The organism is Catenuloplanes atrovinosus, from assembly GCF_031458235.1.
GTDB lineage: Bacteria > Actinomycetota > Actinomycetes > Mycobacteriales > Micromonosporaceae > Catenuloplanes > Catenuloplanes atrovinosus.
The window spans coordinates 6678951-6695678 of record NZ_JAVDYB010000001.1 but is presented as its reverse complement, the minus strand read 5'-3'; the positions used below and the strand labels follow the sequence as shown (position 1 = coordinate 6695678).

17 protein-coding genes are annotated in these 16728 nt (G+C 72.1%); 6 read left to right on the top strand and 11 right to left on the bottom strand.

Going from position 1 to position 16728, the window contains the following annotated elements; all coding sequences use genetic code 11:
* Nucleotides 1-35: 35 nt before the first annotated feature.
* Nucleotides 36-959: a DUF1963 domain-containing protein gene (locus J2S41_RS29810; protein WP_310372621.1), complete on the top strand. Its 924-nt coding sequence runs from the start codon at nt 36-38 to the stop codon at nt 957-959.
* Here the strand turns inward: J2S41_RS29810 and J2S41_RS29805 are convergent.
* The 5 genes from J2S41_RS29805 to J2S41_RS29785 form a co-directional block, all read right to left on the bottom strand.
* Nucleotides 949-2505, bottom strand: coding sequence for a beta-N-acetylhexosaminidase (locus tag J2S41_RS29805; RefSeq protein WP_310372619.1), 1557 nt, complete (start codon nt 2503-2505; stop codon nt 949-951). The two genes, J2S41_RS29810 and J2S41_RS29805, sit on opposite strands and share 11 nt — an antisense overlap.
* A gap of 66 nt (nt 2506-2571) precedes the next feature.
* A complete protein-coding gene (locus J2S41_RS29800; protein WP_310372617.1) occupies nt 2572-3744 on the bottom strand; it encodes a carbohydrate-binding protein in 1173 nt (390 codons plus the stop codon).
* 24 nt (nt 3745-3768) lie between these two features.
* Nucleotides 3769-4587, bottom strand: coding sequence for a carbohydrate ABC transporter permease (locus J2S41_RS29795; protein WP_310372616.1), 819 nt, complete (start codon nt 4585-4587; stop codon nt 3769-3771).
* Nucleotides 4584-5525 carry a carbohydrate ABC transporter permease gene (locus J2S41_RS29790; protein ID WP_310372614.1) on the bottom strand — a complete coding sequence of 314 codons (942 nt, stop codon included), beginning with the start codon at nt 5523-5525 and terminating at the stop codon, nt 4584-4586. Before J2S41_RS29790 ends, J2S41_RS29795 begins: the two co-directional genes overlap by 4 nt.
* 5 nt (nt 5526-5530) lie before the next feature.
* Nucleotides 5531-6784: a sugar ABC transporter substrate-binding protein gene (locus J2S41_RS29785; RefSeq protein ID WP_310372612.1), complete on the bottom strand. Its 1254-nt coding sequence runs from the start codon at nt 6782-6784 to the stop codon at nt 5531-5533.
* 170 nt (nt 6785-6954) lie between these two features.
* Between J2S41_RS29785 and J2S41_RS29780 the strand changes: the two genes are divergently transcribed.
* Nucleotides 6955-7665: a GntR family transcriptional regulator gene (locus tag J2S41_RS29780; protein ID WP_310372610.1), complete on the top strand. Its 711-nt coding sequence runs from the start codon at nt 6955-6957 to the stop codon at nt 7663-7665.
* A gap of 31 nt (nt 7666-7696) precedes the next feature.
* Here the strand turns inward: J2S41_RS29780 and J2S41_RS29775 are convergent, their stop codons facing one another.
* On the bottom strand, nt 7697-8656 hold the full coding sequence (locus J2S41_RS29775; protein WP_310372608.1) for a glycoside hydrolase family 16 protein: 960 nt from the start codon (nt 8654-8656) through the stop codon (nt 7697-7699).
* A gap of 139 nt (nt 8657-8795) precedes the next feature.
* Between J2S41_RS29775 and J2S41_RS29770 the strand changes: the two genes are divergently transcribed.
* Nucleotides 8796-9395: a TetR family transcriptional regulator gene (locus J2S41_RS29770; protein WP_310372607.1), complete on the top strand. Its 600-nt coding sequence runs from the start codon at nt 8796-8798 to the stop codon at nt 9393-9395.
* Here J2S41_RS29770 and J2S41_RS29765 read toward each other — a convergent pair.
* Both J2S41_RS29765 and J2S41_RS29760 read right to left on the bottom strand, forming a co-directional pair.
* Entirely contained in the window at nt 9392-10555 is a 1164-nt protein-coding gene (locus J2S41_RS29765) for a monooxygenase (RefSeq protein WP_310372605.1), read from the bottom strand. The two genes, J2S41_RS29770 and J2S41_RS29765, sit on opposite strands and share 4 nt — an antisense overlap.
* Nucleotides 10556-10693: 138 nt before the next feature.
* The gene (locus J2S41_RS29760) at nt 10694-11569 is read right to left on the bottom strand and encodes a LysR family transcriptional regulator ArgP (protein WP_310372603.1); all 876 of its coding nucleotides are present in this window, start codon (nt 11567-11569) and stop codon (nt 10694-10696) included.
* 69 nt (nt 11570-11638) lie between these two features.
* Here J2S41_RS29760 and J2S41_RS29755 point away from each other — a divergent pair, with 69 nt between their 5' ends.
* Nucleotides 11639-12232, top strand: a complete 594-nt coding sequence (locus J2S41_RS29755) for a LysE/ArgO family amino acid transporter (protein ID WP_310372601.1) — start codon at nt 11639-11641, stop codon at nt 12230-12232.
* Here J2S41_RS29755 and J2S41_RS29750 read toward each other — a convergent pair.
* Nucleotides 12215-13501 carry a GAF domain-containing protein gene (locus tag J2S41_RS29750; RefSeq protein WP_310372599.1) on the bottom strand — a complete coding sequence of 429 codons (1287 nt, stop codon included), beginning with the start codon at nt 13499-13501 and terminating at the stop codon, nt 12215-12217. The two genes, J2S41_RS29755 and J2S41_RS29750, sit on opposite strands and share 18 nt — an antisense overlap.
* 136 nt (nt 13502-13637) lie before the next feature.
* Between J2S41_RS29750 and J2S41_RS29745 the strand changes: the two genes are divergently transcribed.
* Together J2S41_RS29745 and J2S41_RS29740 are read left to right on the top strand one after the other, a co-directional pair.
* Nucleotides 13638-14042 carry a YbaB/EbfC family nucleoid-associated protein gene (locus J2S41_RS29745; RefSeq protein WP_310372597.1) on the top strand — a complete coding sequence of 135 codons (405 nt, stop codon included), beginning with the start codon at nt 13638-13640 and terminating at the stop codon, nt 14040-14042.
* Between the two features lie 292 nt (nt 14043-14334).
* The gene (locus J2S41_RS29740; RefSeq protein ID WP_310372595.1) at nt 14335-14658 is read left to right on the top strand and encodes a hypothetical protein; all 324 of its coding nucleotides are present in this window, start codon (nt 14335-14337) and stop codon (nt 14656-14658) included.
* A gap of 109 nt (nt 14659-14767) precedes the next feature.
* On the opposite strand, the gene J2S41_RS29735 is transcribed toward J2S41_RS29740, so the two are convergent.
* Nucleotides 14768-15142, bottom strand: a complete 375-nt coding sequence (locus J2S41_RS29735) for a DUF779 domain-containing protein (protein ID WP_310372593.1) — start codon at nt 15140-15142, stop codon at nt 14768-14770.
* Nucleotides 15142-16665 (bottom strand): acetaldehyde dehydrogenase ExaC, encoded by a 1524-nt coding sequence (gene exaC / locus J2S41_RS29730; protein WP_310372591.1) that lies wholly within the window; start codon nt 16663-16665, stop codon nt 15142-15144. The genes J2S41_RS29735 and exaC overlap by 1 nt, the downstream gene beginning before the upstream one ends.
* Between the last annotated feature and the right edge of the window lie 63 nt (nt 16666-16728).

Here is a 16728-nt window from a genome sequence, read left to right as displayed (position 1 = left end):
GCGGCGTTCGCATCGATCTGGCACCATGCCGCGCCATGGACTATCAACGACAATTCCGTCGTGCCGCGACCGACCGGGGCATCCCGGACGGTGAGGTCGACAGGTTCGCCGAGTTCCTCCGGTTCGCGATCTGGACCGGCGCGCACTACGACGACGGCGTCCCGGCCGGGCAGCGCGGCGGGCTGCCCCGGCTGCCGGTCGGCATGGAGTGGCCGTCCGGCGAGTACGGGCCGCTGCCGTTCGTCGCGTCCATCGACTGCGCGGCGCTGCCCCGGGTCGACGGCCTGGCGCTGCCGGCGGACGGCTCGCTGCTGTTCTTCCTGCACCACGAGGACGCCTACGAGGAGTACTCGGTCGCCGGTGAGCAGAAGCACGCGCGGGTCGTTCACGTGCCGGCCGGCACCGACACGGTCATCGCGGAGGAGCCCGAGCACGCGGAGATCGTGTTCAACAACATGACGCTCGACTTCGTGGCCCCGAGGCGCGAGCTGCGCGCCGTGGTCGCCGCGGAGCTGCCCGAGTGGCTGGGGGACGGCGACGACGTGGAGAGCACGCGCGACGGCGACCAGGCGCACCTGGCGCGCGACCTGCCGCACCTGGCCGAGCTGGTGGCGCTGGCCGACGAGCTGTGGCCGGACCGCCGCGACCCCGAGATCTCGCTCGGCGGCCACTCCTGGGTCATCGGCGAGCTGGCCACCGACGTCATGTACACCACGCCGGAGACCAGGATCGCCGAGGAGGCGATCGCGGCCCGGGAGAAGGCCGGCGAGGTGAGTATCCCGCCGGGGGAGAGCGCCCTGTGGCTGGAGCGGGAGACGGTCCGGGTGATGCGCGAGTGGGTGCCGCTGATGCAGTTCTATCCCGAGGACGTCTACATCGGACGATTCATCATCCGCCACGAGGATCTGGCCGCCGGGCGGTTCGACCGGGCGCTCTCCTACACCGCGTTCACGGAGTGAGCCCGGGCCCGTCCAGCGGCCGGTAGCGGTAGCCGGCCGCGTCCAGGCGGCGGAGGTGGGTGGAGAGGCGGGTGTGGAACGCGGGTAGGGAGTCCGGGGTGCCCCAGGCGACCTCGGCGACCGCGGACAGCCGGGGCAGCAGGTCGTACTCGGCCCGGTCCGGCGTGGGCGCGTACTCGCACCACATGTTGGCCTGGACGCCGACCACCCGGGTCGGCAGGTCGGACGGCAGGCCGGCGGGCTGCGGGCGGTACGCGTACACGTGGTCGAGCGTGGTGGGGCCGTGCGCGGCGGCGTAGCCGTCCCGGATCGACAGCGGCTCGGACGCGGCGTCCGAGGCCGGGTAGTTGAGGTAGAGGTGCTCGTGCGGGGTGGCGATCACGTCGTGCCCGTCGAGCAGGCCCTCGGCGATCCGGTCGTGGCCCCGCCAGGCCATCACGACGGCGTCCGCGGGCGCGTGCTGCCCGACCAACTCGTCCCAGAGCACCGGGCGGCGGCCGGCCCGGGTGACGTGCGCGGCGGCCTGCCGGATCCACCAGCCGAGCAGGTCGGCCGGGCCGGTGAGCCCCTCGGCGGCGATCCGGCGCGCGGCGGCGGGCGAGGACTCCCACTCGGTGAGCGGGACCTCGTCGCCGCCGAGGTGGATCCACGGGCCGGGGAAGACGTCCATCAGCTCGTCCAGCACGTCCCGGACGAACGCGACCGTGCCGTCCTCGACGTTGAGCACGCGGTCGCTGACGCCGAACCGGGTCCAGACCTCGGGCGGGTCGTCCGGAGCGTTGCCGAGGTGGGGGTACGCGGCGATGGCGGCCTGCATGTGACCGGGTAGGTCGATCTCGGGCACGATCGTGACGCCGCGCCGGGCGGCGTAGGCGACCAGGTCGCGCAGTTCGTCCTGGGTGTAGAAGCCGCCGTGCGGCGTGTCGTCGGAGCGGTTCTCGGTCTCGTGGCCGCGCGGCGACGCGCGGCGGAACGCCCCCACCTCGGTCAGCCGCGGGTGCTTACGCACCTCGAACCGCCAGCCCTGGTCCTCGGTGAGGTGCAGGTGCAGCACGTTCATCCGGTGCATGGCGAGCAGGTCCACGACGCGGCGCAGCCAGGAGACCGGCTTGTGCCAGCGGCCCACGTCGACCAGCAGCCCGCGCCAGGGATAGCGCGGCGTGTCGACGATGGACACGCCGGTGACGGTCCACGGCACGTCCCGGCGGTCCGGCGCGTACGCCTCGACCGGCAGCAGCTGGCGGAGGGTCTGCACGGCCCAGCGCAGCCCGGCGGCTCCCGGCGCGGCGGCGGTCACGCCGGACCGGGAGACCTCCAGCCGGTAGCCCTCGGTGCCGAGGTCGGTGGCGTCCGGCGTGACGCGCAGCGCGATGGTGTCCGGCCCAGGCGTGCCGGTGTCCGGCAGCGGCAGGCCGGTGACCGGGGTGAGCAGCTCGCGCAGCAGCGCGGCGACCTCGGGCGCGTCCGGCGCGTGGATCGCGGTCGCGGGGGTGAGCGCGAACGAGCCCGCGCTGTCCGAGATCGAGACGGGACGTGGGATCAGCATGAGGTCTCCTGGGTGGGTGACGCCGCCCCTTCCAGAGTAGGGAAGGGGCGGCGCGGTGGAAGAGCTCTAGCAGGTACCGAGGTCGCGCCACTGGGCGGTGAGGCCGGGCTCGGAGCCCTGCGTCCACCAGTTGGCCTGCCACAGGCGGCCGGCGTGGGTGACCCGGTCACCGGCCTGGTAGACCGTGCCCCACGCCCACGGGTTCGCGCCGGCGCACGAGGTGGGCGGCGGAGGCGTCGGGGACGAGGTGGCGGTGGGCGGCGGCGTGGGCGAGCCGGGCGTGGCGGTCGGGCCGGTCGGGCAGCCGCCGGTGGCGAGCGTGTCCTGGTGCACGGTGCCGGCGCTGCGGTACGCGGAGGTGCGCGCGGTCAGGTCGGCCGGCGAGACGGACTCGTTCTTCGCGTAGTAGACCCAGTCCACGTGCTCCTGGTACGTGGCCCGCCCGCCGGTGTGCGCGGCCAGGTCGATGAACCACAGGTTGAAGTTGATGGACATGGCCGCGCGCGGGTAGACCGTCCAGGCCGGGTCCTTCTCCGACACCGTGTGGTCGCCCACCTGCACGCCGTCGATGAAGTACTTCACGTGCCCGTTCGCGACCTGGCCCATCACGGTGTGCCACCCGGCCAGGCTGCCCGGCTGCTGGGAGTGCGCGTTGTACGGGTCCCACGGGTTCTCCCGGTACCCGTTCCAGCTGGTCTGATAGTTGATCGACCCCTCGACGCCCCACCCGCCGTTCGGCAGGTATTCGGAGAAGTCCAGCTCGGAGTAGAGCGGGTCGTAGTCGTACCGCTGGGCCGGCCCGATCGCGAAGAACGTCTCGTTGATGTGGTCGCCGTCCGGGCCGCTGACCGGCGCGTCGGAGAACTTGATCCGCGCCGCGTACGTGCCCTCGAAGAAGCGTCGCTCGGTCTGCAGGAACTCCGCGTGCGTGGTGCCGGCGGCGGTGCCGTCCGTGGACGCCTGCAACTGCGCCACCTTCTGCCCGTCCACGGTCGGGAACGAGATGTTCGCCGCGGACCAGGTGGCGCCGGGCACGCCGGGGCCGCCCGGGTTGTTGCGCGCGGTCCAGCCGTGCCCGGTGAACGCGCTGTCCGACGGCGACGTGTAGTTGAAGTCGTCGAACAGCACGCCGCAGGCGGCGGCCGCGGTCGAGGCGGACGCGTTTCCGGTGGCTATCAGCCCACCGGCGGCGGTGACCAGGGCGGCAGCGGCGAGCGCTGCGGTTCGTGCCGAATTCATGGCTCTCCTTTGGGGGTGAGGAGGTCAGCCCTTGACGGCGCCGGCGCTCATGCCGGCAACGGCCCGCCGCTGGACCAGGAGGAAGAAGACGACGACCGGGAGCGTGAACAGGAAGGCGACCGCCATCTGCGGCCCGTAGTCGACGTCGTCGCGCCCGATGAACGACTGGATGTAGATCGGGAGCGGGTAGTTCCGCGGATCGTTGATCAGGACGTACGCGTAGGTGAACTCGGTCCAGACCGTGATGAACGAGAAGATCGAGGTGGCCAGCAGGCCCGGCGCGACCAGCGGGAACAGCACCCGCCAGAACGCTTGCCAGCGGCTCGCGCCGTCCACGGCCGCGGCCTCCTCCAGGTCCACCGGGATCGAGGCGACGAACCCGCGCAGCATCCACGCGGTGAACGGCACGGTGATCGACAGGTAGACCAGCATCAGCCCGGCCAACTGCCCGAGCAGGTGCGTCTCGCGCAGCATCAGGTAGAACGGGATGAACAGCGCCTCGCCCGGGATCATCTGCACGATGATCAGCGCGAGCACGAAGCCGGTCCGGCCGCGGAACGTGAAGCGGGCCAGCGCTACCGCGGCCATCAGCGCGACGAGTGTCCCGGCCGTCACCACGGTCACGGTGACGGTGAGCGAGCTGCGCAGCGCTGCCCAGAACCCGGCGTCGCCGAGCACCCGGCCGAAGTGGTCCAGCTCGATCGGCCAGGGCACGAACCGGGGCGGGTGGCTGACGATGTCCGCGTCCGGCTTGAACGCGGTCGACGCCATCCAGTAGACCGGGAAGACGAACAGCGCCGCGACCAGCAGGCAGGCGGTGTTGACCAGCGCGCGGCGGGTCATCGGGCCTCCTGCCGCATCGCCCGGACGTAGATCCAGGAGAGCCCGAGCAGCATGACCGTCATCAGCACCGCGATGGTGGACGCGACGCCGAACTGCGAGCTGACGATGCCCTTCTGGTAGATGTAGACGCCCAGCATCACGGTGCCCTGGTACGGGCCACCCTTGGTGGTGAGCCAGACCTGCGGGAAGACCTTCGTGTCCCAGATGACCGACAGCACGGTGAGGATCGCGTAGATCGGGCGCAGCAGCGGGAAGGTGATGCTCCAGAAGATCCGGTGCGCGCCCGCGCCGTCCATCCGCGCGGCCTCGGCCAGTTCCGGCGGCACGGTGAGCAGCCCCGCGTAGATCGACAGCGCCGCGAACGGCACCGCGCCCCACACCACGATGGACACCAGCACCGCGAACGCGGACCACTGGTCGCCGAGCCAGGACCGGTGCCGGCACTCACACAGCCCGGACTCGGTGAGCAGCCAGTTGACCACGCCGAACTCCGCGTCGAACAGCCACTTGAAGACCACGGCGCCGATCAGCACCGGCGTGGCCCAGGCGACCACCATGCCGACCGAGAGCGTGACCCGCGCCCACCGGTCGGCGTGCTGGAGCAGCAGCGCGCAGCCGGTGGCGATGAGCAGCGTCAGCGACACGCAGACCGCGGCGAATCCGATCGTGCGCGGCAGCACGGTCCAGAAGACCCCGTCGGTCAGCACGGCCCGGTAGTTGTCGAGCCCGACCCACACGGTGCGGCGGGTGATCAGGTCGCCGAGGTTGCCGCGCTGGAAGCTGAGCGCGACCATCCGCCCGACCGGGTAGATCAGCGTTGCGAACACCGCGATCGTGGCGGGGATCAGCAGCAGGTACGGCAGCGCACCCGGCCGCCGCCGCACCGGCGCGACCGGCGGCGACGACGGGGTGACCGGCGGGGCGATCGTGGCGGTCATGCCGGTCAGGCCGCGTTGAGCAGCTGGTTGATCTGGTCGTCGGCCCTGCGGGTAGCCTCGGCCACGGTGGCGTCGCCGGCGGCGATCGACTGGAGCATGTCCATCAGCACCTGCGCGTTGTCCACGTCGGACCACTTGGTGGAGGTGGGCGTGAACCAGCTCCGGGCGGCCGCGTCCATCTGGATCTTCGTGATGCCGGTGACCACGCCGGACAGGCTCGTCGAGTTGGGCAGCAGGCCGCCCTGGGCCAGCAGCGTCTGATACCTGGTGCCGGTCATCAGCTTGATCCAGTCGTACGCCAGGTCCTGGTGCGGGCTCGCGGCCGCCACCGTGAGGTTGGAACCGCCGAGGAAGACCGGCATCGGCCCGGCCGTGCCCGGCACCGGGAACGCGGCCAGCTGATCGGCCAGCTCCGGGTTCTCCTTGCCGATCGAGCCGACCATCCAGGCCTGGCCGATGATCATGCCGGTACGGCCCTCGGCCAGCACGTCCGACAGGTTCGTCTCGTCCGCGTCGGCCGGCGCCCTGGACACCGCGCGGATCAGCTCGGCCCAGTTGGTGAGCCCGGCCTGTGCCTGCGGGGTGGAGAGCGTGGCGGTCCAGGTGTCGCCGTCGCGCACCGCGATCGCGCCGCCGGTGTCGTAGAGGAACGGCAGCGCCGCGTACTGGTAACGGCCGGGGAAGTAGAGGCCGGAGAAGTCGCCACCGTGCGCCGCCTGCAGCTTCTCGCCGGCCGTGCGCAGCTCCGCGAGCGTGGCCGGCGGCGTGGTCAGCCCGGCCTTCGCCCAGAGATCCTTGCGGTAGATCACCACGCGGTCGCCGCCGTAGTACGGCACGCCGTACAGCCGGTCCTCATAGCTGCCCGCCTCGCGCAGCCCCTGCAGCCACGTCGCCTGGTTCTCGAACTCGCGCCCGGTCAGGTCGGTCAGGCCGCCGGAGGCCGCGTACGCGAGCACGTCCGTGTTGCCCATCTCCAGCACGTCCGGCGGGGTGTCGCTGGCCAGCGCGGTCTTCCACTTCACGTCGCGGCCGTCCCACTCCAGGATCTCGACGTCGACGGTGACGCCCGGGTGCGCCGCCTGGAATTCGGCGTTGACCTGCTGGAGCACCGCGTCCGGCGCGGAGTCCTTCATCAGCCAGACGTCCAGCGTGACCGGGCCGTCCTCGGCGGCGGGTCCGCCGCAGGCCGCGGTGGTGCCGAGCGCGACGGCCGCGAGCGCGGCACCGAGCGCGCGGCGGCGGGTCAGGGTCGGTGTCACGATGTTCTCCCCAGGGGTGAGGGTGTCTCGCGTTGGGAGAACGGTGGTCCAACCACTGGTAAAAGTCAAGACTCCTTACAGATCTATAGGGTTCACATAGGGTCGACTTTCACCGGTTTTTGCTTTACCAGTGGGAAATTATGGCGTGGCGGGTTGGTATAGTCCCGATCATGAAGCGGGCCGAGATCCGGGAACTGCTCCGCGAGTTGATCGACGGCCGCCAGCCCGGTGAGATGATGCCGTCCGAGCGGCACCTCAGCGAGCGGTTCGGCGTCTCCCGGCCCACGCTGCGCGCCGCGATCGAGGACCTGACCCGCGACGGCCTGCTCGTCCGCAGCCACGGCCGGGGCACGTTCACCACGCCGCGCAAGATCTCGCAGGAACTCGCGCCGGCGAGCGCCGGCAACTTCACCGTGCCGCCCGCGGAGGGCGACTGGCGCAGCGAGGTCATCGACTTCACCATCGAGCCGGCCGGCGCCCGGCTCGGCCGCCGGATGGAGCTGTCACCCAGCTCGTCGCTGCGCTACATCCAGCGGGTGCGGGTGGTCGACGGCGCGCCGATGGCGATCGAGCGCATCCGGATTCCGGCCGAACTGGTTCCCGGGCTGGTGCCGGCCGACGTCGAGTCCGGGTCGCTCTATCAACTGCTGCGCATGCGGTACGAGGTGGTGGTGGCCGACGCCGTGCAGACCACGGAGCCCACGGTGACCGACGCGGAGGAGTCGCGGCTGCTCGGCGTACCGCTGCATGCCCCGGCTCTGCTCTTCGAGCGCACCACCCGGGACACGTCCGGCCGGGTGGTGGAGTTCGCCCGGTCCATCTACCGCGGCGACCGGTACCGGATCACCACGCACCTGGCCTTCGGGAACGACGCCGGATAGGTCACGGCGCCGCTCCCGTCGGGTCGCCGGGTCAGCAGGAGCCGAGCGTGTCCGCACGCGCGGTGCCGGCGCTGCGGTAGGCGGCGGTGCGCGCCTCCAACTCGGCCGGGGAGACGGCCTCCTCGTCGGCGTAGTAGACCCAGTCCACGTGCTCCTGGTACGTCGCCCGGCCGCCGGAGTGCCCGGCCAGGTCGATGAACCACAGGTTGAAGTTCAGGCCCATCTCCACCCGCGGGAAGACCGAGCGGGAACCGTCCTTGTAGTCCACCGTGTGCTCGGCGACCCGCACGCCGTCCACGAAGTACGTCACCCGGCCGTCCACGGCCTGACCGACGATCGTGTGCCAGCCGGCCAGGCTGCCGTCCTGCGCGTCGCTGGCGTTGTACGGGTCCCACGGGTCGGCCCGGAACCCGTTGTAGCTGGTCTGGTAGTTGGTCGGGCCGGCGGTGCCCCAGCCGCCGTTCGGCAGGTACTCGGTGAAGTCCAGCTCCGAATAGAGCGGGTCGTAGTCGAAGCGCTGGACCGGCCCCATCGCGAAGAACGTCTGGTTGACGTGGTCGCCGTCCGGGCCGCTGACCGGCGTGTCGGAGAGCTTGATCCGCGCCGCGTACGTGCCCTCGAAGAACCGCCGTTCGGTCTGGTAGAACTCCGCCTGCGTGGTCCCGGCCGCGGTGCCGTCCGTGGAACCCCGCAGCTGCGCGACGCGCTGACCGTCCACATCGGTGAACGAGACGTTCGCGGCGGACCAGGTCGCGCCCGGCACGCCCGGCCCGCCCGCGTATCCGCGGGTGCGCCAGCGGTGCGCGGTGAACGCGGCGTCCGCGGTGGACGAGTAGATGAAGTCGTCGAAGAACGCGCCGCACGCCGCCGCCGTCGTCGTGGCGTCGGTCCCGGCCAACGCGTTGCCCGTCACGACCAGACCGCCGGCGGCGGTGACCACGGCCGCGGCCGTGAGCACGCCCATCCGTACCCGTGAAGATCGTGAATGCACCTGTGCTCCTGACTCGAGGGGATCTCGCCTCGCCGAAGGCTGGTCGAGGGATCCACCGGAGTCAAGATCCTTCAGAGTCTCCTAAGAATGGTTTAGCGTGCCGGTCGCTTCGTTGCGCGCCCGACTACGCTCGGTGTTCGTGACTGAGGGGAACGCCCGGCGGGTCCGCGGCAGCTACACCAAGGGCCGCGCCAAGCGCGCGGAGATCCTGCGGCACGCCGTCGTGGTGTTCGCCGAGTCCGGTTACCGCGGCGGCTCGCTGAAGGAGATCGCGGACGGCGTCGGGCTCACCCAGGCCGGACTGCTGCACCACTTCTCGTCCAAGGAGCAGCTGCTCGCCGAGGTGCTCGACCAGCGGGACGACGCGGACCAGCGCCGGCTCGACGGCGAGCGCGGCTGGGCGTTCCTGGAGGCGGTGACCGAGCTGGTCCGGCACAACGCCACCGTGCCGGGCCTGGTCCAGCTCTACGCCACGCTGTCCGGCGAGGCGGTCGCCGAGGAGCACCCGGCGCACGGGTTCTTCGTCGGCCGGTACCGCCGGATCCGCGAGCTGATGGCCGACGCGCTGCGCGAGGCGAAGGCGGACGGCCGGCTCGCGGCCGACGTCGACGTGGACGCGACCGCGGTGTCCCTGGTCGCGCTGATGGACGGCCTCCAGATCCAGTGGCTGCTCGACCGAGACACGGTCGACATGCCCGCGGTTCTGGAGGCCTTCCTCGCCCGGCTGCGTCCCCGCTAGGCCGCGCCCGCCACCAGGATGCCGAGGCACATCTCGTCGCTGGTGCCCTCGCCCCAGACCACGTACCGCGGCGGCAGGTCCTGCAGCGCCGGCAGCTGCTGCCGGAGCGTGGCGTCGTGCGTGCAGCTGACCTTCAGCGTGTCGCCCGCCTTCAGCTGGACCGGCGCGTCCAGCGGGCGGATCGCCTGGTCGTCGAAGTCGTACGCGGGGATGTCCAGCAGCTTCCGCGCCTGCGGCGTGCCCGGGTTCAGCTCCACCGAGATCGCGCGGCCCAGCAGGTGCATGTGACCGGCCACCGCGTAGACGGTCATCGGCTCCTCGACCGGCTGCACGCAGCTCTGCGACGGGCCCTGCCGCGGCGTATTGCCGTCGTTGCACCACTTGTTCAGCTGCTCGACCGTCTGCCCGGCCTCGGCGCCGAACCGCTTGGTCACGTCCGCGACGGCCGCGGCCCGGTCGCACAGCGGCCCGGACTCGCCGGGCGCGCACGGCAGCTCGACCGGCGCGGTCAGCAGCCCGGTCCGCAGCGGCGTGAGGTCGTCCGTGGACAGTCGCAGCCGGATGCTGGATCGGTCGCTCGCCGCCGCGTCCCCGCCGGTGGCCAGCAGGTTGTAGTGGATCTGCATGACCAGCCGGCTGCCCGGCGTCATCGGGTAGCCGACCTTCTGGTCCAGCAGCACCTCGTCCGCGCCCGGCGCCCAGTGCGCCACCCAGGCCGCGTCGCCGACCCCGGCGTTGCCGAAGCAGCGCCAGCCGTCACCCTCCTCGGCCGCGTCCAGCTTCTCCGCGTCCACCACCTGGTCCGGCTCCAGCCGGAAGAAGATCGCGTGGTGCACCAACTGGTGGTTCTGCGGCAGGAACTGGCTGCCGGTGAGGAACGCGGGCTCGGTCAGCGCCGGGTCGATCATGAAGCAGCGGTACTCGTCGGTGGCGCCCTCCGGTGCCCGCGGCGAGTACGCCCGCTCCATGGTCAACTCCTGGAACCGCTCACCCTCGCGCAGCGGCGCCGCGGGCGGCGGCTCCTGGTACTCGTGGCCGTGCGCGCCGCTCGTGGCCGGTGCCGCGGCCGAGTCCGGCTCGTCGCCGGCCGAGGTGGCGCACGCGGCCGTGAGCAGCAGCACGGCCAGGGTGGCACCGATCGAAGTTCTGAGATGTCGCACCGGGTTGTGCCTCCGTCCGCTCATCGCCCCGTCGCATCAGGGCGGAGTCACTGATGTGCACCCCGACCGTCTCAGACGGTGAGCGAAGATTTCATCCGGGTTGACCCGGAGATTTCCTGATCATCCCGGGGCCGCCGGTCAGCGCAGGGCGGTCGCGGCCGCGTCGTGGACCGCCGTGGTCAGCGCGTCCAGCACCGCGGACTCCAGGCGCCAGCACTGCCAGTAGAGCGGGACGTCCACGTACCGCCCGGGGGCGAGGTCGATCAGGCGCCCCGCCGCCACGTCCTCGGCCGCGGACCGCTCCTGCAGCAGGCCCCAGCCGAGCCCGAGCCGGACCGCCGTGTCGAACGCGGACGACGCCGGCACGCAGTGCGCCGGCGGATCCAGGTCGCGGCCGGACACCTCCCGGGCGAACCGGTGCTGGAGCAGGTCCTTGCGGTTGAACCGCACCATCGGCGCCTCGGCCAGCGCCTCCGCCAGGTCGCGGCCGGCGAACCAGGCCTCGTGCACGGCCGGCGCCGCGACCGCGAGATAGCGCATCGCGCCGAGCCGCCGGACCCGGCAGCCCTGCACCGCGACCCGCTCCGTGGTCACCGCCGCCATCACGGTCCCGGCGCGCAACAGGTCCGCCGTGTGGCCCTCGTCGTCCGTGTGCAGATCGAAGACCGCATCGGGTACGGCCGTGAGCGCGGGCACGAACCAGGAGGCGAGCGAGTCCGCGTTGACCACCACGGCCACCCGCGCCCGGCCGGTCAGCGCGCCCCGCGCCGCGTCCAGCGCCTCCCGCTCCAGCAGTGCGATCTGGCCGCCGAGCCGGACCAGCGACTGCCCGGCCGCGGTCGGCTCGCACGGCCGGGCCCGGCGCACCAGCACCTGGCCGACCACCCGTTCCAGCGCCTTGATCCGCTGGCTCACCGCGGACGGCGTGACGTGCAGAGCGCGCGCGGCCGCGTCGAAGCTGCCGTGCGCGACCACCGCGTGGAACGTCGCGAGCTGCACCGGATCCAGCGCCATTAAGCGATCCTAATGGTCCTTCACAATCTTTAGCTGGAGTGCATGCGGGGTCGCGCCTAGCGTCGGGTCATGGCATCCGTCCTCGCCGGCTTCGGCTTCTCGCTCACGCTGATCGTCGCGATCGGCGCGCAGAACGCGTTCGTGCTGCGCCAGGGCCTGCGCCGGGAACACGTGCTCGCGGTCGTCGCGGTGTGCGCGGTCTCCGACGCGGTGCTGATCACCGCGGGCATCGCCGGCCTCGGCGCGCTCCTCACCCAGGCGCCCGCCGCGCTCACGGCCGTCCGGTGGGGCGGCGCCGCGTTCCTGCTCGGCTACGCGGTGCTGGCCGCCCGCCGGGCGCTGCGCCCCGGCACGCTCAGCCCGCTCGACCGCCCGCCCGCGACGCTCCGCACCACGCTGCTCGCCTGCCTCGCCTTCACGTTCCTCAACCCGCACGTCTACCTGGACACGGTCGTGCTCCTCGGCGCCATCGCCAACCAGGACCCGCAGCAGTGGCTCTTCGGCGCCGGTGCCGCGGCGGCCAGCGCCACCTGGTTCACCGCCCTCGGCTTCGGGGCCACCCGCCTCGCCCCCCTGCTCGCCCGCCCCTCCGCCTGGCGCGTCGTCGACGCCCTCATCGCCGCGGTCATGACCGCTCTCGCCCTCTCACTCCTGCTTTCCTGACCGCCGCCGCGCCGTGTTGCTCCGGAGGCCGTATTCGCGGGTGAGGGTGTGGATGTGGGCGAGGGCGAGGGTGTGGCGGGGGGAGTGCGGGGGGAGGACGTGGGCGAGGGCCTCCCAGGCTTGGAGGTCGTCGGTGGCCCATTCGGTGCGTACCCAGGTGTCGAGCAGGGCCGGATCGCCGGACTCGAGCACAGCGGTGCGGAGGCGGTCGTCGAGGGAACGGCGCAGCCGGACGACGCCGGGGGCGTCGGAGGCGGGCAGGAGCGGGCCGGCGTACGCGTCGAGGGCCTCGCCGATCAGGCCGGCGTCCAGCAGGCGGGGGAGGGTGAGGAAGTCGGCGGTGACGCCGGGTTCTATCCGGTACGGGCGGGAGCCGACCAGCGCGGGGCCGAGCGTGCGGCGCAGCCGGGAGAGTTCGGCGCGGAGCGTGACCGGGGCCTGGAGGTCCTCGCCGTAGAGGTCGAGCGCCAACTGCTCGCCGGTACGGCCCTCGGGGTGGCACAGCAGCAGCGCCAGCAACTCGCTGTGCCGCCGGCCCAGGCGGGTACGGCGGCCGGCCACGGTCAGCACCGCCTCGTCGCGGCCGAGCGCGGTCACGGCGGGAGCGTGGTCCCCGGCCGGCGTGGCCAGCAGCGCCTCGGCGGCGCGGGCGGTGGCGGTGACCAGCGCGAGGCTGTGCGGGGTGGCGAGGTGGTCGCCGCCGGTGAGGTCGACGGCACCGAGCAGGCGGCCGGAGGCGGGGTCGTGGATCGGGGCGGCGGCGCACGTCCAGCGCTGGACAGGGCGGCTGAAGTGCTCGGTGGCGAAGATCTGCACGGAGTGGTCGACCGCGAGCGCGGTGCCGGGCGCGTTCGTGCCGGCGTGGCGCTCGTCCCAGCGGGCGCCGGGCACGAAGTTCATCGCGGCGGCGCTGCGCAGCACCGCGGCGTGGCCCTCCACCCAGAGCAGCCGGCCGCGCGCGTCGCAGACGGCCATCAGGTGCTCGCCGTCGTCCGCGATGCCGCCGAGCAGATCGCGGAAGAGCGGCAGCACACGGGCCAGCGGGTGGGCGGCGCGGTAGCCGGCGAGCTCGTCGTCGGTCAGGTCGGTGGGCGCGGTCGTGTCCGGATCGACCGAGGCGACCGCGGACCGCCGCCAGGAGTCCACGACGACGCTTCTGACCTGCGACGTCGTGCCGCCGTTGATGAACGCGTCGTGCGCACGGCGGATCTGGCCGATGCGTTCGGCCGGATCGGCACCGAGGTGCAGGGCGAGCCACGGGTTGGACATCGACGTCCTTCCCCTGTGTCTGGCAGCGGACTATCGCTATCGTGACCCAGGTCACCCCGCGGTGCCAACCGTGGACCTCGCCGTTCGACACGGCCCGGTATGGTCGGCACGCCGCACCAGGGGGAGGGGATGGCCGGTGGCCCAGCACGTCGACCGCGACGCGAACGCCGCGCTCAAGGCCCGCTTCGCGGACGTCTACGGGCAGTACGAGCGCCTCCGCGACGGCATGGCGGAGTTGCAGGCGAGCCTCGCCGAGCTGTCCGCCTCCGCGACCGACACGCACGAGCTGATCCGGGTCACCGTGGGGCCGCGCGGCCAGCTCACCTCGCTGGAGATCGAGGCGCGGGCCTACCGGGCGTACGCGCCGCACGAACTGGCCGACGAGATCACCCGCCTGGTGGGCCTGGCCACCGCGGACGCGGCCGACGCGGTCCAGCACCTGCTCGCCGACCACCTCCCGCCGCACAGCGCCGCCATGTCCTTCCTGACCACCGGCGCGTTTCCCCGGTTCGGCCCGGCATCTGAGGACGGCCCGGCATGAGCGAGCTTGCGAGCGAGTCATCGGCTCAGCGCCGACCACACGGATACCGCAGCGTGGAGGACGGTCCGGCATGAGCGAGCTTGCGAGTGAGTCATCGGCTCAGCGCCGACCACACGGATTCCGCAGCGTGGAGGACGGTCCGGCATGAGCGAGCTTGCGAGTGAGTCATCGGCTCAGCGCCGACCACACGGATACCGCAGCGTGGAGGACGGTCCGGCATGAGCGAGCGTGCGAGCGAGTCATCGGCTCAGCGCCGACCACACGGATTCCGCAGCATGGAGGACGGCGCGGCATGAGTGACGTGCGTGTTGAGGTGGCGCGGGCGGGGCGGGCCGCGCACGACCTGGCCGACGCGGGTGCCGAGTTGCTGGGGCGGGCGCGTGCGGCGGGCACCCGGATCCAGGCGCTCTCCGCGGCGCCGCCCTGGGGGGCCGACGAGATCGGTGCGGCCTTCGAGGCGCGGTACCGCGCCGTCGAGGCCCGCGTGCTGGCGGCCACGGAGGACCTGGGCGCGCAGGTGGAGGATCTGGGCGTGTCGGCCACCGTCGCGGTCCGGCGCGTCACCGCCACCGACGACGCGAACGACGCGCTGATCCAGGGCGCCTGGCCGGTCTGAGCGCCCGCGGCCGGCCACCGCGGGACCGGCAGGGAGGAGCGCCAGCGACGACCGGTGCCCGCGGGAGCATGCGGACACCGGCCACGCCGGAAGCGGGAAAATGGAATTCTCAATCTCCCAGCTCGGCGAGCTCGTCCGAGGTGAGCAGGCGGGAACGGATCAGGAAGCGCACTCCTTCCGGTGCCTCCAGCGAGAAGCCGCTGCCACGGCCCGGCACCACGTCGACCGTCAGGTGCGTGTGTCGCCAAAGCGCGAACTGCGCGGCCGACATCCAGAACGTGACCGGCTCGTCCACGCCGTCCACCACGATCTCCTCCAGCAGCACGTCGGCGCTGCCGGTACGGAACTCGCCCGCCGGATAGCACATCGGCGCGCTGCCGTCGCAGCACCCGCCGGACTGGTGGAACATCAGCGGCCCGTGCGTGCCGCGCAACGACCTGATCAGGTCCGCGGCGGCCGGCGTGACGTCGACCCGGGATGCCATCAGAACAGCCCGACGGCCTTGGGCGAGTAGTTGACCAGCAGGTTCTTGGTCTGCTGGTAGTGGTCGAGCATCATCCGGTGGTTCTCCCGGCCGATGCCGGACTGCTTGTAGCCGCCGAACGCCGCGTGTGCCGGGTACGCGTGGTAGCAGTTCGTCCAGACGCGCCCGGCCTGGATCGCGCGCCCGGCCCGGTACGCCGTGTTCAGATCGCGGGTCCACACGCCCGCGCCCAGCCCGTAGAGCGTGTCGTTGGCGATCTTGATGCCGTCCGCGAAGTCGGTGAACGACGCGACCGACACCACCGGCCCGAAGATCTCCTCCTGGAAGACGCGCATCGCGTTGTCGCCCTGGAAGATCGTCGGCTGTACGTAGTACCCGCCGGCCAGGTCCCCGCCGAGATCCGCCCGCTCGCCGCCGGTGAGCAGCTTCGCGCCCTCACGCTGCCCGATGTCCAGATAGGACAGGATCTTCTCCAGCTGGTCGTTGGAGGCCTGCGCGCCGACCATGGTGTCCGTGTCGAGCGGGTTGCCCTGCCTGATGGCGTTCGTCCGCTCGACGGCCGCGGCCAGGAAGTCGGAGTAGTGGCCGGCCTGGATGAGCGCGCGCGACGGGCAGGTGCAGACCTCGCCCTGGTTCAGCGCGAACATGGTGAAGCCCTCGAGCGCCTTGTCGAAGAAGTCGTCGTTCCGGACGGACACGTCGTCGAAGAACAGGTTCGGGCTCTTGCCGCCCAGCTCGAGCGTGACCGGCTTGATGTTCTCGGACGCGTACTGCATGATCAGCCGCCCGGTGGTGGTCTCGCCGGTGAACGCCACCTTCGCCACCCGCGCGCTGCTCGCGAGCGGCTTGCCCGCCTCCACGCCGAAGCCGTTGACGATGTTGACCACGCCCGGCGGCAGCAGGTCCGCGATCAGGCTCATCAGCAGGTGGATCGAGGCCGGCGTCTGCTCCGCCGGCTTCAGCACCACCGCGTTGCCGGCCGCGAGCGCGGGCGCCAGCTTCCAGACCGCCATCAGGATCGGGAAGTTCCACGGGATGATCTGCCCGACCACGCCGAGCGGCTCGTGGAAGTGGTACGCCACCGTGTCCTCGTCCAGCTCGGCGAGCCCGCCCTCCTGCGCGCGGATCGCGCCCGCGAAGTAGCGGAAGTGGTCGATCGCCAGCGGCAGGTCCGCGGCCAGCGTCTCCCGGACCGGCTTGCCGTTCTCCCAGGTCTCGGCGACCGCGAGCCGTTCCAGGTTCTCCTCCATCCGGTCCGCGATCCGGTGCAGGATCACCGCGCGCTCCGCCACCGGCGTGCGGCCCCACGCGGGCGCCGCCCCGTGCGCCGCGTCCAGCGCGCGCTCGACGTCGTCGGCGGTACCGCGGGCGATCTCGGTGAAGACCTGCCCGTTCACCGGGCTGGGGTTCTCGAAGTACTGACCCTTCGCCGGCGGTACGTACTCGCCGCCGATCCAGTGGTCGTAGCGCGTCTCGTAGGAGACGATCGCGCCGTCCTGACCGGGCGCTGCGTAACGAGACATGTGCGGCCTCCTCGCCGTGGGCTGTCGCGCGCAGGTTAGTTTCCGTGACGTTGCACGAACGTT